This is a genomic window from Gilvibacter sp., assembly GCF_013214815.1.
Taxonomy (GTDB): domain Bacteria; phylum Bacteroidota; class Bacteroidia; order Flavobacteriales; family Flavobacteriaceae; genus Gilvibacter.
Window position 1 is genome coordinate 43,585 of sequence record NZ_JABSPU010000011.1, and the last position, 19,957, is coordinate 63,541.

Here is a 19,957-nt window from a genome sequence, read left to right on the forward strand (position 1 = left end):
TAAGGACTCTTATTGCAAAGATACAATAATATAATCTTAACAAAATTTATTGCCGCGAATCGCTATTTTTGTCCTTTACACTCTTTAGACGTATGAGATTATTATTCGTTACGGCAATAGCCGCAATTTTAACAGCCTGTGGAGGCGATAGCGGTCAGAAAAAATTAACAGGTACTGCCCTCGGTTTTGAGGAAGGCACCAAACTCTATTGGCAGAGCATCGATGAGAACAACCAACCAGTCATTTTGGACACCCTTATCGTTCAAGGCGGAAAGGTCAGTATTGATCTGGAAACTGTGGAAGGATCTGAGCTTCGATTGATCACCGAACCTATTGGCCGTAAGAATATGATCGTCTTTAATGAGAATCAGGACATCAAGATCACCATGTACAAGGACAGTATGCAGGCTTCTCGAGCCACTGGTGGCCGCAGCAATGACCTGTATGGTGAATACAATCAAACCTTGCGTCAATACGCAGTTTTGAAAAAAGAGAAAGCGGCTGCTTATAAGCAAGCTCGTCAAGAACAGGATGGAATTTTGATCAACATCCTGCAGGAGGAGAACAAAGAGCTCATGTCTGCAGAACGCGCTTTTAAAAAGCAGTTTGTACAGCAAAATCCAAACTCTCTGTTTACCATGATCATTCTTTCTGAACTGATCAACAAAAAGGACATCACGGCGGATGAGGCTCGCGAGATCGTTGAGAATACCAGTCCAGAAGTACTAAACACCCTGATCGGAAAGACTGTAAAAGAATCTTTAGAGGCTATGAAAAACGTGGAGATCGGTGGTATCGCTCCAAAGTTTGAAGCGCCAAATCCCGCAGGAGAGATCGTTTCTCTAAAGGAGGTTAAAGGAAAATTTACCCTTATTGACTTTTGGGCTTCTTGGTGTAAGCCTTGTCGTGTTGAAAACCCGAATTTGGTTAAAGCCTATGAAGCCTATCATGACCAAGGCTTCAATATCATTGGAGTTTCTTTGGATCAGCCTAATGGGAAGGCCCGCTGGATCAAAGCCATTGCCGATGATGGACTGCCTTGGCCGCAGATCTCTAACCTGCAATTCTGGCAAGATCCTATTGCCCGCATGTACAACGTACACGCAATTCCTGCATCGTTCCTGTTGGATGAAAACGGGGTGATCATTGCCAAGAACCTTAGAGGGCCTCAGCTAGAAGCTAAACTGGCTCAGCTGTTTGACAACTAGTCGTCTGCCAAGAGTAGAAAACTCACTTGCACATTAACACAAATCTCCAATTCTCCAGGAGCAATTGTCGGTTCGCTTTCAGCAGCATCAGCTACTGCAAAAGATCGCATGTTCACTGCAGGCATAACCGTAGCGGTCTGTTCACTGATCTTTACAGCTCTTCCTATTTCCTGTCCCAAAGCACCCGCGTATTCACGTGCTTTTTGTTGTGCGTGCTGCACCGCCTTTTTACGCGCCTCAGCCTCTAAATTGATTCGTTCTGAACTCCCAAAGCTTATATTGTCAATACGATTGACTCCGGAGCTGATCAAACCATTCATTACAGCTTCATACTTGGTCAGATCTTTAAGTAGGACATTGATTGCTTGATTAGCCTGATAATTATAGGTCTTGGAATTGTAGTTGTAGTTCTTATTGAGTCTGATGTACTCCGTTTGGACATCGGTGTCCGGGATGTCTGAATCCTTTAAAAAGCGCAACACGGCTGCGACTACTTGATCATTCTGTTTCTTGACCGCTGCAGCTTCCTGCCCCGTATTTTCCACTCGAAGGCTAATCAAAACCTGATCTGGAGTGATCTTGACCACCCCCGTTCCTGTAACATCAACACGTGACGGAAAGGCCTCTGCTTGCGCATGCATGCTCATACTCATAATAGCTAGACTGATAAATAAAAAAAATGTTCTCATATTCGTTTTTGTTTGATTAGCACAAACAGTGCCACAATTGGAACCGCCATCAGAAGAACTATTTCTGTCCGAGCTTCCAGTAGATAAGGTTCAAATAAAAGTGTTAACGCATAACCTGCAACAGCCCCTCCAAAGTGAGCGTCGTGACCAATATTACCCAATTGATTCCGCATGCCGTAAATGGAGTAAACTAAATACAGGATTCCAAAGAGCCAAGCCTTTATCGGTAAGGCAAAGAACAAATAGAGGTTCTGATCTGGATACAATAATACAAAAGCAAAAACCACTCCGGAGACCGCTCCACTTGCGCCAATGGCGCTGTAATGGTATTCATTCTTGTGGAAGGCGTAAGACAAAAAGTTCCCAACCAACAAGCTTGCAAAATAGATGATCAAAAAAGGGATCAAACCCAATCGGTTCATAATGGCTCCCGCAAAAAAGTAAAGGGTCAGCATATTGACCAGTAAGTGGGTCCAGTCTGCGTGTAAGAATCCAGAAGAGAGATAACGCACATATTCTCCGCGGCGAATTGCCCCGACATTGAATTTGTATTTCTCAAAAAATGAAAAGTCCTGGAATCCTTTAGAAGAAAACAGAATGTTGGCACCTATAAGCAGTATGGTAACCGGGGCTATATCTAACATAATTGCACTTTGAAGACCAAATTAATGAATTAATTTTAGTTAGTTTTGCTTAAATTTTTTTGATGCGTAAAGCAGGATATATTCTAGTTAAATCACTGGTCTGGGCCATTTCCAAAATACCGTTTTGGTCGCTTTACGCCTTAGCTGATTTTCTTTTCTTGCTGACTTATCACCTCATTGGCTATCGAAAAAAAGTCGTTTACAACAACCTTCAACTCGCATTTCCCAATTGGGACGAGGTAAAAATCAAAAAAACCAGAAAAGGATTCTATCGCCACTTCTGTGATTTTGTTTTGGAGACCATTAAAAGTTATACCATCAGTCAAGAGCAGGCAGAAAAACGCTTTGTTTATAAAAATTTAGAGGTCCTTAAGCCAGTTTTCAACAACAACCGTTCTGTGCTTTTGTGGTGTGGCCATTATGCCTCTTGGGAATGGAGCGGAATTTTGCAAAAGTCTATTCCTGTACAAGGCTATGCCGTCTATAAAAAATTAGAGGACCCGTCCTTTGACGCCATGGTCCGCAAGATTCGCGGTCGTTTCGGAGGTATAATTGTCAACAACAAACAGATCGTTTCAACCCTCTTTAGAAATAAAAAAGAGGGTGTTTCTTCCATAACGCTTATGCTGAGTGATCAAACTCCAAGACCAACGGTTGCCAAACACTGGGAGCCCTTTATGGGTGTGGAAGTACCTGTATTTACAGGAGGAGAAGAGCTCGGCCGTAGATTAGACCTGGTTCATCTTTATTTGCATGTAGAAAAGGTAAAACGCGGCTATTATGAGGCCACCTTAGTGCCTTTGCATCCTACGCAGGCCAACGAATATCCGGTCACCCGCAGTTTTTTGGATGCTTTGGAATCTCAGATCAAAGAAGCTCCAGAATTCTACCTCTGGTCTCATAAACGTTGGAAGTATCGCAAAGAGGCTTAAAGCCCAGCCAACTCACTCAATTCACTGATAAATCGATCTGCAAGAGTGTCCGCTGCAGCTGCAGACGGCGCCTCTGTATAAATACGAATGATAGGTTCCGTGTTGGATTTGCGCAAGTGAACCCAAGAATCTGCAAAATCGATCTTTACCCCATCAATGGTCGTAGGATTCTCCGAAGCATATTTGCTGTGGATTCCGGCTAAGATGCCATCTACATCCAAATCTGGAGTCAATTGGATCTTCTTTTTACTCATAAAGTAGCTCGGATAGCTGGCGCGAAGCTCACTTACCGTTTTAGTCTGATTGGCCAAATGCGTTAAGAACAAAGCAATTCCTACCAAAGAGTCACGCCCGTAATGCAGCTCTGGATAGATGATTCCACCATTTCCTTCACCACCAATAACGGCATTCTTCTCTTTCATCATGGTCACCACATTGACCTCACCAACTGCACTGGCAAAATACTGTCCGCCGTGCTTTTCAGTCACGTCACGCAAGGCTCGTGAAGAAGATAAATTAGAAACTGTGTTTCCAGGAACTCGGCTCAAAATATAATCAGCAACCGCGACCAGGGTGTATTCCTCCCCAAACATGCTGCCGTCTTCTGAGATAAAAGCCAAACGGTCTACATCAGGATCCACTACGATCCCAAAATCAGCGTGCTCGTCTACAACGGCTTTCATAATATCTCCTAAGTGCTCCTTCAACGGTTCTGGATTATGCGGGAAATGTCCCGTAGGTTCGCAGAATAACTTCACAGTTTGCACGCCCAAACGGTCTAACAACAGTGGAACAGCTACTCCTCCACTGGAGTTCACACCGTCCACAACCACTTTAAAACCAGCTTTTTTGATGGCCTCAGCGTCAACCAGATCCAAATCGAGGATCTCGTCAATATGCAAATCCATATACGCTTGGTTCTTATTGATCTCGCCCAAAACATCGACTTCTGCGAAATCAAAATCTTGATTGTTGGCTATGTTTAAGATCTCTTGTCCGGCAGCAGCATCTAAGAATTCGCCTTTCGCATTTAAGAGCTTTAGGGCGTTCCATTGCTTCGGATTGTGACTGGCTGTGAGAATGATACCCCCATCTGCGTGTTCCATCGGTACAGCTACCTCAACAGTAGGTGTAGTAGAAAGTTCTAAATCCACAACATTGATCCCCATTCCAATCAAGGTCTGCATGACCAACTCTTGGATCATTGGTCCTGAAATTCGCGCATCGCGACCTACCACTACTTTGTAGTTCGTCTTTTCACGCTGCTGCTTGATCCAAGTACCGTAAGCTGCCGCATAGGTCACTGCATCAATAGGGGTTAGATTGTCACCAGCGCTTCCGCCGATAGTTCCTCGAATTCCAGAAATAGATTTGATTAGGGTCATGCTCAATAAATTTTGGCAAAGATAGTATTTCTTCAGAGGCTCTAGTCGCTAGATTTTGTAAATTCGAGACATGAATTATCTCGCTCATATTTATCTCTCCGGAGGTGATCCGGAAGTAACCGTGGGCAACTTTATAGCTGATGCCGTCAAAGGAAAAGATTATCTGAATTATTCCGAAGGCATTCAAAGAGGCATTATTCTACATCGCGCCATAGACACCTTTACAGACAGCCATCCTATAGTCAAGCAAAGCAGCAAACGCTTGCACAAAAAATACGGGCATTACAGCGGAGTTATAGTAGACATCCTTTATGACCACTTCCTCGCAGCCAATTGGAGCGATTACAGCGACCAACCGCTGGACCAATATGTGCAAGCCTTTTACGACTTATTACAGGCACATCATGACATCGTCCCGGAACGCATCCAAAAGATCATGCCCATTATGTTTGCCCACAATTGGCTACTGAGTTATGCTACCGTTGAGGGAATTGGAAAGATCCTCTTCCAAATGAACCGCAGAACCAAGAACCGATCCAAGATGAATTTCGCTATCTTAGAGCTCGAAGCGCATTATGACGAGTTCTATGAGGAATTCACCACTTTTTTTGCTGAACTCATTACCTACAGCGCCGAAAAACTAAAAACCCTATGACCAAAACACTCGCCAGCCTGTTTGCAATCTTACTGCTTGTAAGTTGCAAGAACGAACCCAAAACCACTGCAGTAGAAGCTCCGTCTAAACAAGGATTGATCACTGAAAAAGCCATGGTTGTATCCGCCAGAGAAGAAGCCTCACGTATCGGAACGGAGATTCTAAAAATGGGAGGTAATGCCTTTGACGCCATGATCGCTACGGAGATGGCCTTGGCCGTGAGTTATCCCTTTGCCGGGAACTTAGGAGGTGGAGGTTTTATGGTTTATCGCACTAAATACGGAGAATTAGGTGGTTTGGATTATCGCGAAAAAGCGCCAATGGCTGCATTTAAAGACATGTACTTGGATGAGAATGGAGATGTCATTTCTGCGAAGAGCAAAATCGGTGGATTGGCCGTGGGCGTGCCAGGAACTGTGGCCGGTATATTTGCAGTACATGAAAAATTGGGCTCTCTGCCCATGGAAACTTTGTTAGAACCTGTAGTTCAATTGGCCGAGCGCGGTTATGTAGTGACCGAAAAACAACAGGCGCGTTTTGACAATTATGCAGCCCTTTTTGATTCCATCAACAAACAAAAAACACTCTACAGTCAAGGCTTTAAGGCAGGAGATACGGTGAAGAACCCAGCACTTGCCTACAGTTTAAAGACTCTTCAAACTGAGGGGCGCTCTGCCTTTTACAGCGGCGTTTTGGGAGAGCAATTGGTGAGCTACCTCAACAAACACGATGGAATTATCACCCTAGAAGACTTGAAAGCTTATGAAGCCGAGTGGCGCGAACCGGTGGTTTTTGATTATAAGGATTTGCGTGTCATTTCTATGTCACCGCCTTCTTCTGGTGGAATTTGTTTGGCGCAGATTATGAAAATGATCGAGCCTTATAACCTGAGTAGCTACGGACACAATAGCTTAAAGGCCATTCAGGTCATTACAGAAGCGGAACGCCGTGCTTATGCTGACCGAAGTTATTATTTAGGAGATCCTGACTTTGTGGACATTCCAACGGAGATCTTAACCAGCGATTCCTACTTGAGCGGTCGCATGAGTGACTTTAGCTTTGATGCGGCAACACCTTCATCGAGCATTAATTACGGTGAAGTGGAGGTTGTAGAATCTATGGAAACCACCCACTACTCTATTGTAGACGCATATGGAAACGCCATTGCAGTAACTACAACGCTCAACGGAGCTTATGGTTCTAAACTTTATGTCCCTGAGCTCGGATTCTTTTTAAACAATGAAATGGATGACTTTAGCGCCAAGCCTGGAGTGCCCAACATGTTTGGACTCATTGGAGCTGAAGCGAACTCTATCGCGCCTCAAAAGCGCATGCTGAGTTCTATGACTCCAACCCTCATTGAAAAGGATGGTGAATTCTGGATGACTGTGGGCACACCCGGTGGCTCCACGATCATTACCTCAGTATTACAAACCGTGCTCAATGTCTATGAATTCGATATGAGCATGCAAGAAGCAGTCAATGCACCGCGATTCCACCACCAATGGTTACCAGACGTGATCTTGTTTGAGCCTGAAGGATTTGATCAAGCCGTTTTGGACAGCCTAAAGACCAAAGGCTATTTGCCGAATTCTAACAACTCACCCATCATTGGTAAGGTAGATGGAATTCTTGTATTGCCAGACGGCAGATTGGAAGGTGGAGCAGACCGCAGAGGAGACGATACAGCCGTTGGATACTAGCAAGTTACGCGATGTATTTTCTTACAAAAAGTAAGATTTGTACTACATTTTAAGATATTTTTCTATTTTTGAGGCATATTAGGTAACTCTATGTTGCAGCAGGAGCTACTCATTTTTATACTTGGGGCTATTTTATTTAATTGATTTTTAGATACTTATAGTTTAAAATTACTTTAAAACGAAACTACAACGCCGTTTTTGGGCCGTTGCATACTTTGGTGTGTTCGGGTCTTTAAACGGGCTTGACCTGCTGCCATAGCGCTATCAAAAGTGCAAATTATGGCCAAATCCTATAAAAAGGATATACTCAATATCATACCGCTGATCTTCAGTGGGCTGCTTTGTATTGGCCTGTTTTTCCTGCTGTGGCAAAAAAGCCAGACCGACCCGGAGTTCGCTCTTCTGCTGCAAAACATCAACACCATCTTGACTTACATCAGTGCCATTTTTGGCGCTGTGATCATGGTGTATCTAGCCGCCAATGTCCTGACGGTAAAAACCAATCGGAACAATTTGCTCTCTGACCTGCGCCGAGTTACCGATAAGATGAACAACTTTAGAGAGATCGTAGAACTGCTTTTGCGCTCTAAAATGTGGCTTCCTGGCCTTAAGGAGTATATAGACGATGAATACGAAGGCCTCACCTTCTTTGAGGTCAAAGAGTTTTACAAAGGAAAATCAAAGTTGGCCATTGAATTCCTGCAGGAATCGCACAACTATGAGGATACAGAGAACCTATATTTAGAGCTTAAGTCCCTCCTTTACAATTCCGCTCGGGACAAACGCATCAATGAAAGTGTTTCTCATCCGAAGATCTATGACAAGCGTTTATTAGAGCGATGGCTGGAACACAAATGTGGGTCTGGACTTTGGTATTACTTCGGATACAAATACAGTACCTACAAAGAAGCGCTCAATTTGAACAATGTCTATGAGCGTCATCAGGATAAAATAATGAAACTGGCTTTGTCTATTGACAATGAAGCCTTTGAGGACTCTTCATTCAACGAAGTTTTCCTCTCTAAGCTTGGAGAATATATGTCTAATGAAATTCTGCCCAAGCTCTATCAATTTCAGGAAGGATTCGATAAAAAACTGCCAAGGATGGTTCGTTACTTGTACGCCATTTTTGCTGTGCTAATCATTTTTGGAGTGCTACTACCTATAGTGGCTTCCTTGCTGCAACTATCTATGATTTTTAGCATAGTAAGTGTGTCGGTGATCATCGCCTTGGTGTTTTTTATCGCTACTTCCTTTTACCAATTCCTGCTGAGCGAATCCACCCGCATGCAAGGTTGATAAAAGCTTCTTAAGTCCCTGAGTTTTTAGCGGTCAAATCAGTACCTTTGCAAACTATGGCAAATCAGGACGATTTTATCGAAGTTTTAGGGGCTCGAGTACACAATCTCAAGAATATAGATGTTCGCATTCCCAGAGAAAATCTAGTGGTGATCACTGGGCTTTCAGGCAGCGGAAAATCATCCCTGGCCTTTGATACCATCTATGCAGAAGGACAACGAAGATACATAGAGACCTTCTCGGCTTATGCCCGTCAATTCTTAGGCGGATTGGAGCGTCCGGATGTGGATAAAATTGACGGACTTTCTCCCGTAATTGCCATTGAACAAAAAACCACCAGTAAATCGCCGCGTTCTACTGTAGGAACCATCACGGAGATCTATGACTTTTTACGTCTGCTTTACGCCCGTGGTAGCGATGCTTACAGTTATGAGACCGGCGAGAAAATGGTCTCTTACAGCGATGAGCAGATTCAGGAGCTGATCCTTAAAGATTTTGAAGGACGAAAAGTCTCTGTGCTCTCGCCAGTGATTCGTTCCAGAAAAGGACATTACCGCGAACTCTTTGAGCAGATCGGTAAACAAGGCTTTATCAAAGTCCGCGTTGACGGAGAGATTGTGGATCTGGTAAGCGGGATGAAAGTGGATCGTTACAAGATCCACGATATTGAAATTGTAATTGACCGTCTTTTGGTAGACGCCTCTGCCCTCTTGGACAACCGTTTGGCAGAAACTATCAAAACGGCGATGTACCATGGAGACGATGTCTTGATGGTGATCGATAATGAGACTGGAGCCACGCGTTATTTCAGTAGAACGCTTATGTGTCCTACCAGTGGTATTTCCTATCCGAACCCAGAGCCAAATAATTTCTCTTTCAACTCACCTAAGGGGATGTGTCCTAGCTGTAAAGGACTGGGACATTTGTACGAGGTCAATATAGACAAGATTGTTCCAGACAAAAAGCTGTCCATCAAACAAGGAGCGCTGGCGCCACAAGGTCCGCAGAAATCCAACTGGATCTTTAAGCAACTGGAATTAATTGCAGAACGCTACAACTTCAAACTCAGTGATCCTTTTGAAGACATTCCTCAAGAGGCAGTTGATATTATCCTCTACGGCGGAAACGAAAAGTTTGAAGTCGCTTCTAAAACCTTGGGAATTACCCGGACGTATAAGATCGATTTTGAAGGGATCGCAAATTTCATAGAAAATACTTACCACAACAATGATTCCGCGTCATTGCAACGTTGGGCTAAGGAGTATATGGACCATGTGGAATGCCCAGAGTGCAATGGTTCTCGTTTGAGAAAAGAATCGCTTTACTTCAAAGTAGCCGATAAAAGCATTGCCGATTTAGCCAAAATGGATGTGGTGGAACTCTTGGAATGGTTCAACAATATTGACGACAAGCTCAGTGAGTCACAAAAGAAGATCGCCTCCGAGGTGATAAAAGAAATTAAAGCGCGTTTGCAGTTCTTGGTTGATGTAGGACTCACCTATCTTTCCTTGAACCGCAGCTCTAAATCCCTCTCCGGAGGTGAAGCGCAACGCATCCGTTTGGCTACACAGATCGGCTCCCAATTGGTTGGAGTACTCTATATTCTTGATGAACCGAGTATCGGACTCCACCAAAGAGACAATGCAAAACTGATAGACTCTTTGGTCAAACTCAAAGAGCTTGGAAATTCCGTCCTGGTCGTGGAGCACGACAAGGATATGATTGAACACGCAGATTATGTGATCGACATAGGACCTGCCGCCGGAAAACACGGAGGAGAGATCGTTTCTAAAGGGGCTCCAGAAGAGATTCTAGAGCACCCTACTCTTACCGCGGAGTATCTTAAAGGCACCAAAATGATTGAAGTGCCGGCCAAACGACGCGAAGGCAATGGCAAGGTGTTAAGCCTTACAGGCGCTACAGGGCACAACTTAAAGAACGTAAGCATTGATCTCCCCTTGGGTAAAATGATCGGTGTTACTGGTGTCTCTGGAAGTGGAAAATCTACCTTGATCAACGAAACCTTGTACCCAATTCTAAACGCACACTTTTTCAACGGCGTTAAAAAACCGCTTCCGTATAAGAAGATCAGTGGTTTGGAGCATATAGACAAGGTGATTGACATCAACCAAAGTCCTATTGGAAGGACTCCACGTTCTAATCCTGCTACTTATACGGGTGTGTTTTCTGAGATACGTTCGCTATTCGCGAAGGTTCCGGAAGCTGCCATCCGTGGTTACAAACCGGGACGATTTAGTTTTAATGTGGCCGGTGGACGCTGCGAAACCTGTAAAGGTGGTGGTCTTAAAGTCATTGAGATGAACTTCCTGCCGGATGTTTATGTAGAATGTGAAACCTGTCAAGGAAAACGCTTCAATCGTGAAACTTTGGAGATTCGCTATAAGGGAAAATCCATTTTTGACGTTCTTGAAATGACCATTAATGAGGCCTGCGATTTCTTTGAACACATTCCAAAGATCTATCGCAAACTTAAGACTATCAGAGATGTAGGCCTCGGGTACATCACCCTAGGGCAACAATCAACAACTCTTTCCGGAGGAGAAGCACAGCGAATTAAACTCGCCACAGAGCTTTCCAAGCGTGATACCGGCAACACTTTTTATATCTTAGATGAGCCCACTACCGGTTTGCACTTTGAAGATATTCGGGTTTTGATGTTGGTTTTGAACAAATTGGTAGACAAAGGAAATACGGTGCTGATCATTGAACACAACCTAGATGTTGTAAAAATGGTAGACTATTTGATAGATATAGGACCAGAAGGTGGTAAAGGCGGAGGCAAAGTAGTCGCCAAAGGAACCCCAGAAGAAATTATAAAAGTAAAATCGAGCCACACCGCGGCTTTCCTAAAGCGCGAGTTGGAATCGGTAAAGAAATAAAAATATATAAATGAAATGAGCGCAAATAAATTTAATTAGAAGCTTACCGATGAAATAATTAAATTTTTTGTGCGAAAGCGAAGCGGTTGATTTATGCAGATAATTTTTATTTGCTTGATTGGCAGCTCAATAAAAATTATCAAATAAATGAAAGCAAACAACAATCCAAAAGGTTGGAACGAAGTAAAGACCAACGACTCTTGGGCGATCTTTAAGATCATGGGAGAGTTTGTCAACGGTTATGAGAAACTGAGTCTTATTGGGCCTTGTGTTTCTATCTTCGGATCTGCACGAACCAAACCTGACCATCCGTACTACAAGCTCGCGGAACGCATCGCGCAAAAGATCACCGACCACGGTTACGGAGTGATCACTGGTGGTGGACCAGGTATCATGGAAGCGGGTAATAAAGGAGCGCATATCGCTGGAGGAACTTCAGTTGGACTGAATATTGACCTTCCTTTTGAACAGCACGACAACCCCTATATTGACAGTGACAAGAGCATCAACTTTGATTACTTCTTTGTTCGTAAAGTAATGTTCGTAAAATACTCTCAAGGTTTCGTGGTGATGCCTGGAGGATTCGGAACTTTGGATGAGCTTTTTGAAGCGATGACCTTGATCCAAACTCATAAAATAGAGCGTTTCCCAATTATTTTAGTAGGAAGTAGCTTCTGGTCCGGTCTAATTGATTGGATCAAGCAAACCCTTTTGGAAGACAACGGGAACATCAGCCCCGAAGACATTGACCTGTTCCACATTGTGGATACAGAAGACGAGGTATTAGAAATTCTTAATAACTTCTATTCGAAATACAACTTGAGCCCGAACTTCTAAGTTCTGCTGAACTACTCCTACCCCTATGTTGAAACAATTATGCACCCTATTGCTGTTGTTGCTGAGCGGAATTGCGTTTGGTCAAAATGACTTTACCGTAATGTTCTACAACTTATTGAACTATCCCACAGCGCCTCCTGCGGACAGAGACAGTCATTTGCAAACCCTTTTTGAGGCCTATCCTCCAGATATCCTTTTGGTCTGCGAATTGGAGTCACCGGCTGGTGCAGACAATTTGTTAGACAATGTACTCAATGCTGATGAAGCTTTGTACGAGGCTGCAGAATTTGTATTCAATACCTCAAGCACCGCGAATTTGCAGCAACTGGTTTACTATCGAGCAGATAAGTTTGAACTTCTTGATTTCACGGTAATACCCACCACAGTGCGTGATATCAACGGTTATGAGTTGGTGCTAAAAACGGCCAATCAAGACACGGATCCGATTACGTTATTGGTTTATTCTTCTCACCTCAAAGCCAGTACAGGTAGCGCTAATGAGCTGAGACGCTTTGAGATGATTCAGGCCTTTACGGACACTTTAGACGATCTTGACCCAAACGCTTTTGTGGTCTTTGCTGGAGACCTCAATTTATACACGGGCGCGGAATTGGCGTATTTAGAGTTGACGGCGGTATCTAATCCCATCGTTTTTAAAGATCCATTGAACCGCAGCGGTAACTGGAGTAATAATACAGATTATGAAGATCTGTTCACGCAAAGCACGCGCAGTAGTTCTGCTCCTTTTGGTGGAGCTGGTGCCGGCGGCGGTATGGACGATCGCTTTGACCATATTTTAGTTTCTGAAAACCTTTTAGATGACAGCAGCACTTTGCGCTATGTGGAAGATTCTTACCTCACCATAGGTAACAATGGCAATTGCTATAACCGCAGTGTGAATAACAACCTGTGTGATGGTTTTTATAGCGAGGAGCTCCGCGATGCCCTTTGGAACATCAGTGATCATCTGCCTTTGAGCATTACCATTGAAACTGATGAGCCACTTCTCAGTGTAGATGAGTTTACCGCCAACAGCGGACTACATTTTCCTTTTGGAAATGTTGTATCCGATCAATTGGTTGTCGCTGGGTCAATTACCACCGCCAGTCAAAACATTGGACTTTACAACAGCCTGGGACAGTATTTAGGAAGCTTTTCTTTTACCACGGGAAGCAGGCTAGAAATCTCAACCGAAAACTTGCCAAGCGGTCTTTATTTACTAGTGCCTGAACAAGGCCAAACCCTAAAATTTATTAAGCGTTAATGCGTCCTGGCATTGGCATAGCTTTCTTGCTTAGTATTTTGCTGAGCAGTCTCGGTTTCGGGCAAACCAATCAGTTGCTCATTACTGCAGAGGCAGATCCTGTTGGACATTATATTGATGTTGAGCAAGAGATCATCTATTACAACTCCAGCGAGCAGACCCTCAATGAAATTTATCTTTTGGACTGGGCAAACAGTTTCTCTACTAAGACTTCAGAACTGGGAGTACGATTCGCAGAGAATTTCAACAATCGATTTTACTTTGAGCAAGACAAGAACCGCGGAAGAACTCAACTGAATTCGCTTACAGACGCAATGGGATCTACCTTGGAGTACAGCCGCCCAAAAGTAGATTTGATCCAAATTGCCTTGCCAGAAGGCTTAGCACCTGGAGCTAGTAAATCACTGAAGCTCAATTACCGCATTATCCTGCCTAATGATCGTTTTACGCGCTTTGGGTATGACAATGACAATAATTTAAAGCTGCGCTATTGGTATATGGCTCCTGCTGTATTTAAAGATGGATGGAAGGCCTACAGCAATAAGAATCTCAATGACTTTTATACCGATCCCTTCCACGTCAAGGTAAGTTTTACGGCTCCGACGAATTACAAAGTGATCAGTAATCTCAATACAATCTCTGCACGTAATACAGCTGATGTAACAACTACGGTGCTTACCGGAGACAATCGCACGGAGATCCCTCTCTACGTAACAAAGAACTTCGACTTTGAATCAGTGATCACCGATGAGTTTGAAGTAGTCACAAACCTAGACGACAACAAGATCAGTCCACCACTTAAGGCTCTTAATATTGATCGTATTATTCAGTTCTTGAAGAAGGAACTTGGGCCCTATCCGCTGGAAAAAATGATCATTTCCAGAGAGGATTACAAGATGAGCCCTGTTTATGGATTGAATCAGTTGCCGGATTTTATCAGTCCGTTCCCGGACGGTTTCCAATACGATATTGAACAACTCAAAACCATCACTGCCAAATACCTCAAAAACACCCTGATGTTGGATCCGCGTAAGGACCATTGGCTATATGGTGGAATTCAGGTGTATTTGATGATGAAGTATACCGATCTGTACTATCCAGACATGAAGATCATTGGGAGTTTGAGCAATCTTTGGGTGATCAAATGGTCTCACGCTAGTGATCTGGAATTCAATGATCAGTACGAGCTGTTGTATATGAATATGGTGCGCAATAACTTGGATCAATCCCTGACCACCGCTAAGGATTCTTTGGTAAAGTTCAACAAGAATATCGCCTCCAGTTATAAAGCAGGAGTCGGTTTTAAATTTTTAAAAAACTATTTGGATTCTGATGCCTTAGACGAATCCATCCGCAACTTCTATCAGCAAAATGTATTGAAACCAACTAGCTCTAAGGCCTTTGCAGATTTGGTGAAGCAGAAAGCAGAATTGCCTGTGGATTGGTTCTTTGATGAATACGTAGAGACCAACGTCCCTATTGACTTTAAGATCAAACGTGTGAAACGTATGGGTGATTCTTTGCGGGTGACCATTAAAAACAAAACGGGAGTCAAAGTACCAGTTCCTCTTTACGGTTTACATAAGGATTCCATAGTTTACACCAGATGGCTAGCTCCAGTGGACAGTTTGACCACGGTGACCATTCCTCGAGAAGGCATCAGACAATTGGCTCTGAATTACAACCGCGTAGTGCCCGAGATCAACAACCGAAACAACTATAAAAACCTCAAAGGGATTTTTAACAAGCCCATAGAATTCCGCCTGTTTTTAGATGTTGAGGACCCAAAATACAACCAGAGCTTTGTGATGCCCATCTTTGACTTCAATGTCTATGACGGACTCTCTATTGGGCCTAAACTCTACAATAAAACGGTGCTTCCCAAAAACTGGAACTACCGCATTCAGCCACGCTACGCGCTAAAGTCCAATCAAATTGTGGGTAGTGCTTCAGTGGTTTATACCGATTATATCCAAAACCGTTCGCTTTACGCGATGCGCTATGGTTTCTCTGGAGGAACGAGTTCTTATAACGTCGGATTGAATTTTAGACGATACACCCCGTTTATTACTTTTTCGTTTCGCGATCCGGACAATCTGCGTAGCAATATGCGACAGACCATCAGTCTGAGAAACATCAATATTGACCGTGATGAGGATCCAAATGTTCCTCTGGAAACGCCTAACTACAGTGTATTTAATCTGCAATACACCTATTCAGACAACAACCTGATCGACTTTTATAAGGGAACTTTTAGTTATGAACTTTCGGATCAGTTCAGCAAGGTGACCACTACACTGGAATACCGCAAGCTGTTTTTGAGTAACAGACAGTTGAATCTGCGTTTCTTTGCTGGAGTCTTTTTGTTCAATGATACGCCGAGGGATGATGACTTCTTCAGTTTTGCTTTAGACCGCCCTACTGATTACCTATTTGATTACGACTATTATGGACGTAGCGACGATTCAGGGATCTTCTCTCAGCAGATCATTATTGCAGAAGGAGGTTTTAAATCGCAATTGGAACCTGCATTCTCCAACAGTTGGATAGCCACAGTTAATGCCAGTACCAATATTTGGAAGTGGATCTTTGCCTATGGTGACGCCGGACTGATTCACAATCGAGATCGAGGCACTCAGGCTGTTTTTGATTCAGGGATTCGTTTGAGTTTGGTGGCTGATTATTTTGAGGTTTTTCTTCCCCTCTACTCCAGTTTGGGTTGGGAACCGAGCTTGGGCAACTACGATCAGCGCATCCGATTTATCGTTACCTTAAGCCCTCAAACCCTCTTTAGACTCTTTACCCGAGAGTGGTATTAACGGTTGCAGATTCATTGACAAATATTTAACAGAATTCCAGAATATTGACATTTATTCAATTTTTCGCAATCAAAATCATGTTTGATTGTGAATTTGTTAATATTTCGCTTCTTCCTACTATTGCTCAATCCGACGATTTTCGCTAATTTTGTGTTCGCGCAAAAAGTATCCCACTATGCAAACACATCCGCAATCAGAAACCGAGATCAGCTTCGAAGATTTTAAGGCTCAAGTACTTAATGATTATCGCATAGCCGTGACCAGTCGCGAATGTAGTTTGTTGGGACGCCGTGAAGTACTTACCGGAAAAGCCAAGTTTGGGATTTTTGGTGACGGAAAAGAAGTGCCTCAGCTCGCTTGGGCAAAGGCTTTCAAAAACGGAGATTGGCGCAGCGGATACTACCGCGACCAAACCTTTATGATGGCTATTGGCGCTTTGAACATTCAACAGTTCTTTGCCGGGCTTTACGCACATACTGATTTAGAACACGACCCCATGTCTGCTGGCCGCCAAATGGGTGGGCACTTTGCTACCCACAGTGTAGATGCCAATGGACAATGGAAACGCCTTACGGATCAAAAAAACAGCAGTTCTGACGTCTCTCCTACGGCGAGTCAAATGCCTAGACTTTTAGGTTTGGCGCAAGCTTCTAAGATCTTTAGAAACGTCAAGGAGCTTTCTGGACATACTCAATTCTCCAAAGGTGGAGATGAAGTTGCTTGGGGAACTATCGGTAATGCTTCAACCAGTGAAGGCCACTTTTGGGAAACCATCAATGCTGCTGGTGTTTTACAAGTACCCATGGTGGTAAGTGTTTGGGACGATGAGTACGGAATATCTGTTCATGCCAAAGACCAAACTACCAAAGAAAACATCTCTGCAGTACTCAGCGGATTCCAACGCAATAGCGAGGAAGACGGTTATGAGATCATGACTGTAAAAGGTTGGGATTACGCCACGCTGATCAATACCTACCAACAAGCTGGACGCTTAGCTCGAGAAGAGCACGTACCGGTCTTGATCCATGTACAAGAACTCACCCAACCGCAAGGCCACTCCACCAGTGGTTCACACGAGCGTTACAAATCTCCAGAGCGTTTGCAATGGGAACAAGAACACGACTGTAATTTGAAGATGCGCGAGTGGATGTTGGCAAACAACATCGCCACTGAGGAAGATCTTACCACGCTCGAGAAGACCATTAAAAAAGAAGTGCGCGAAGGCAAGAAAGCAGCCTGGAACGCTTATCTCAGTGGTCAGCTACAAGAACAAAAAGAAGCGCTTCAATTATTGGCAGAAGTAGAAGCTTCAAGTGCTAACGGTAGTTTTATCAAACCGATCCGCGAAAATCTAGCAGCCAATACAGAGCCGTTTAGAAGTGACATTTTAAAGGCCTCCCGCTCTGTATTGCCGTATTTGGTAGGAGAAACATCCGAAGCAAAAACAAAACTACACCAATGGATCACGAGCTATAAAGCGCGTATCCAACCCAAATACAGCGCTCATCTATACAGTGAGCATGAAGGAAAGGCAACTGCTATTGCAGAGGTCCTGCCCGCTTATGATAACAGCGCAGAAGAAGTTGACGGACGCGTTGTGGTACGTGACAACTTTGAACACATTTTTAGAACCAAACCGGAGACCTTGATCTTTGGGGAAGATTCTGGGAAGATTGGAGATGTTAATCAAGGATTAGAAGGCCTCCAGGAGAAATTTGGTGATCTACGTGTTGCGGACGCAGGAATTCGGGAAGCTACTATTCTTGGACAAGGAATTGGAATGGCCATGCGTGGCCTGCGCCCAATTGCAGAGATCCAGTATCTGGATTACATCCTTTACTGTATTCAGATCATGAGTGATGATTTGGCTACGGTACGCTACCGAACTCACGGCATGCAAAAAGCACCCCTTATTGTTAGAACTCGTGGACACCGTTTGGAAGGAATTTGGCACAGTGGATCTCAAATGGCCGCCTTAATTCACCTACTGCGCGGCATGTATATCTTAGTGCCGCGGAATATGACCAAAGCTGCAGGTTTTTACAATACACTTTTAGAAAGTGACGAACCTGGACTCATTGTAGAGTGTTTGAACGGCTACCGTCTTAAAGAAAAAATGCCGAGTAATTTAGGCGAATTCAGAACACCGATCGGCGTTGTAGAAACGGTGAAGGAAGGAAGTGATATCACCCTTGTTTCTTACGGCTCTACCCTGCGATTGGTAGAACAAGCTGCAAAGTCTTTATTGCAAGTTGGTATTGATGCGGAGGTGATCGATGCGCAATCATTATTGCCTTTTGACCTCAATCAAGATGTTGCTAAGAGTGTAGCTAAGACCAATCGTCTTTTGGTGATCGATGAGGATATGCCTGGAGGTACTTCAGCCTATTTGTTGCAAGAGATTTTAGAGAAGCAAAACGTTTGGCAGCATCTGGACAGCAAGCCACAAACACTATCGGCTCAACCACACCGTCCAGCTTATGGATCTGATGGAGATTACTTCTCAAAACCTTCTGTTGAAGATATTTTTGAAAAAGTTTACAGGATCATGCATGAGGCGAATCCACAGGACTTCCCAACACTTTAGAGGGTTTTTCCTGTGCGATTTTTTCGACTCTCATTTTGATATTAAAAAAATAATTCAAACATTTACACCAGATAACAACAGACAAGTTAAGTTAGACAATATGGCTACTTTCAATTTCAATAACAATAATAATAACAGGATGCCCTAGCAGAAACTTGTCGCTAAGATATTGCCCGTCAGGTTTTTGTACTTGACGGGCTTTTTTTTTGATTTAAACTAAACAACAAAATTATGTGTGGAATTGTATGCGCCTTTGACCTTAAGCAGCCTGCTCAGCAGTTGCGACCTCAATTATTAACCATGGCTAAATGCCTCAGGCATCGCGGGCCCGATTGGAGCGGAATCTTTGATCACCCCAAAGCGATCTTGGCTCACGAGCGTTTAGCGATCGTTGATCCTACTTCTGGAAAACAACCGCTTTTTAGTGAGGATGGGAATTTAGTATTGGCTGCAAATGGAGAGATTTACAATCATCAATATTGGCGCAAACAATTTGAAGGCAGCTATAATTTTCAGACTAAATCAGACTGTGAAGTGATCTTGGCATTGTATAAGGAAAAGGGAGCCGATTTCATTGATGATCTGAACGGTATGTTTGGTTTTGCATTGTACGACGTGGAGCAGGACGCCTATCTGATTGCCAGAGACCATATGGGGATCATTCCTCTGTATATGGGCTGGGATAAGGACGGTACTTTTTATGTAGCCTCAGAGCTTAAAGCACTGGAAGGCGTCTGCACCAAGATCGAGTTGTTTCCTCCGGGACATTACCTCCACAGCAAAGATGGGGAGCTCAAAAAATGGTACAGCAGAGACTGGATGGAATATGAGGCCGAGAAGAATAACGAGAGCAGTGTTGAAGAGCTTCGTGAAGCTTTAGACGCTGCAGTTAAACGTCAATTGATGTCTGATGTGCCTTATGGCGTATTGCTTTCAGGCGGATTGGATTCTTCTGTTACCTCTGCTCTAGCCAAGCGTTACGCAGATAAACGCATAGAATCTGGAGATAAAGAATCCGCCTGGTGGCCGCAGCTG

The 19,957-nt window shown here is 43.7% G+C and carries 14 protein-coding genes; 11 read left to right on the top strand and 3 right to left on the bottom strand.

What is annotated here, in order from left to right; translation table 11 throughout:
- The first annotated feature begins 92 nt into the window (after nucleotides 1-92).
- A complete protein-coding gene (locus HRT75_RS04135) occupies nucleotides 93-1,208 on the top strand; it encodes a TlpA disulfide reductase family protein (RefSeq protein ID WP_291182976.1) in 1,116 nt (371 codons plus the stop codon).
- Here HRT75_RS04135 and HRT75_RS04140 read toward each other — a convergent pair.
- Both HRT75_RS04140 and HRT75_RS04145 read right to left on the bottom strand, forming a co-directional pair.
- Nucleotides 1,205-1,897 carry an SIMPL domain-containing protein gene (locus HRT75_RS04140; protein ID WP_291182978.1) on the bottom strand — a complete coding sequence of 231 codons (693 nt, stop codon included), beginning with the start codon at nucleotides 1,895-1,897 and terminating at the stop codon, nucleotides 1,205-1,207. The two genes, HRT75_RS04135 and HRT75_RS04140, sit on opposite strands and share 4 nt — an antisense overlap.
- Nucleotides 1,894-2,541 carry a rhomboid family intramembrane serine protease gene (locus HRT75_RS04145; protein WP_291182981.1) on the bottom strand — a complete coding sequence of 216 codons (648 nt, stop codon included), beginning with the start codon at nucleotides 2,539-2,541 and terminating at the stop codon, nucleotides 1,894-1,896. The genes HRT75_RS04140 and HRT75_RS04145 overlap by 4 nt, the downstream gene beginning before the upstream one ends.
- A 62-nt stretch (nucleotides 2,542-2,603) precedes the next feature.
- Between HRT75_RS04145 and HRT75_RS04150 the strand changes: the two genes are divergently transcribed.
- Nucleotides 2,604-3,473, top strand: a complete 870-nt coding sequence (locus tag HRT75_RS04150) for a lysophospholipid acyltransferase family protein (RefSeq protein WP_291182983.1) — start codon at nucleotides 2,604-2,606, stop codon at nucleotides 3,471-3,473.
- Here the strand turns inward: HRT75_RS04150 and glmM are convergent.
- On the bottom strand, nucleotides 3,470-4,858 hold the full coding sequence (glmM, locus tag HRT75_RS04155; RefSeq protein WP_291182985.1) for a phosphoglucosamine mutase: 1,389 nt from the start codon (nucleotides 4,856-4,858) through the stop codon (nucleotides 3,470-3,472). The genes HRT75_RS04150 and glmM overlap by 4 nt on opposite strands.
- Before the next feature lie 70 nt (nucleotides 4,859-4,928).
- Here glmM and HRT75_RS04160 point away from each other — a divergent pair, with 70 nt between their 5' ends.
- The 9 genes from HRT75_RS04160 to HRT75_RS04200 form a co-directional block, all read left to right on the top strand.
- Nucleotides 4,929-5,513 carry an acyl carrier protein phosphodiesterase gene (locus HRT75_RS04160; protein WP_291182987.1) on the top strand — a complete coding sequence of 195 codons (585 nt, stop codon included), beginning with the start codon at nucleotides 4,929-4,931 and terminating at the stop codon, nucleotides 5,511-5,513.
- Entirely contained in the window at nucleotides 5,510-7,216 is a 1,707-nt protein-coding gene (gene ggt, locus HRT75_RS04165; protein ID WP_291182989.1) for a gamma-glutamyltransferase, read from the top strand. The genes HRT75_RS04160 and ggt overlap by 4 nt, the downstream gene beginning before the upstream one ends.
- Nucleotides 7,217-7,495: 279 nt before the next feature.
- On the top strand, nucleotides 7,496-8,515 hold the full coding sequence (locus HRT75_RS04170) for a hypothetical protein (protein WP_291182991.1): 1,020 nt from the start codon (nucleotides 7,496-7,498) through the stop codon (nucleotides 8,513-8,515).
- A 56-nt stretch (nucleotides 8,516-8,571) separates the two neighbouring features.
- The gene (gene uvrA, locus HRT75_RS04175) at nucleotides 8,572-11,415 is read left to right on the top strand and encodes an excinuclease ABC subunit UvrA (RefSeq protein ID WP_291182993.1); all 2,844 of its coding nucleotides are present in this window, start codon (nucleotides 8,572-8,574) and stop codon (nucleotides 11,413-11,415) included.
- A gap of 147 nt (nucleotides 11,416-11,562) precedes the next feature.
- Nucleotides 11,563-12,252 (top strand): TIGR00730 family Rossman fold protein, encoded by a 690-nt coding sequence (locus tag HRT75_RS04180; protein ID WP_272833347.1) that lies wholly within the window; start codon nucleotides 11,563-11,565, stop codon nucleotides 12,250-12,252.
- Nucleotides 12,253-12,277: 25 nt separating this feature from the next.
- Nucleotides 12,278-13,516, top strand: a complete 1,239-nt coding sequence (locus HRT75_RS04185) for a hypothetical protein (RefSeq protein ID WP_291183001.1) — start codon at nucleotides 12,278-12,280, stop codon at nucleotides 13,514-13,516.
- On the top strand, nucleotides 13,516-16,335 hold the full coding sequence (locus HRT75_RS04190; protein ID WP_291183003.1) for a metalloprotease: 2,820 nt from the start codon (nucleotides 13,516-13,518) through the stop codon (nucleotides 16,333-16,335). Before HRT75_RS04185 ends, HRT75_RS04190 begins: the two co-directional genes overlap by 1 nt.
- A 175-nt stretch (nucleotides 16,336-16,510) precedes the next feature.
- On the top strand, nucleotides 16,511-18,922 hold the full coding sequence (locus HRT75_RS04195) for a thiamine pyrophosphate-dependent enzyme (RefSeq protein ID WP_291183005.1): 2,412 nt from the start codon (nucleotides 16,511-16,513) through the stop codon (nucleotides 18,920-18,922).
- A 231-nt stretch (nucleotides 18,923-19,153) separates the two neighbouring features.
- A partial coding sequence (locus HRT75_RS04200; RefSeq protein WP_291183007.1) for an asparagine synthase-related protein occupies nucleotides 19,154-19,957 on the top strand: 804 nt, incomplete at its 3' end.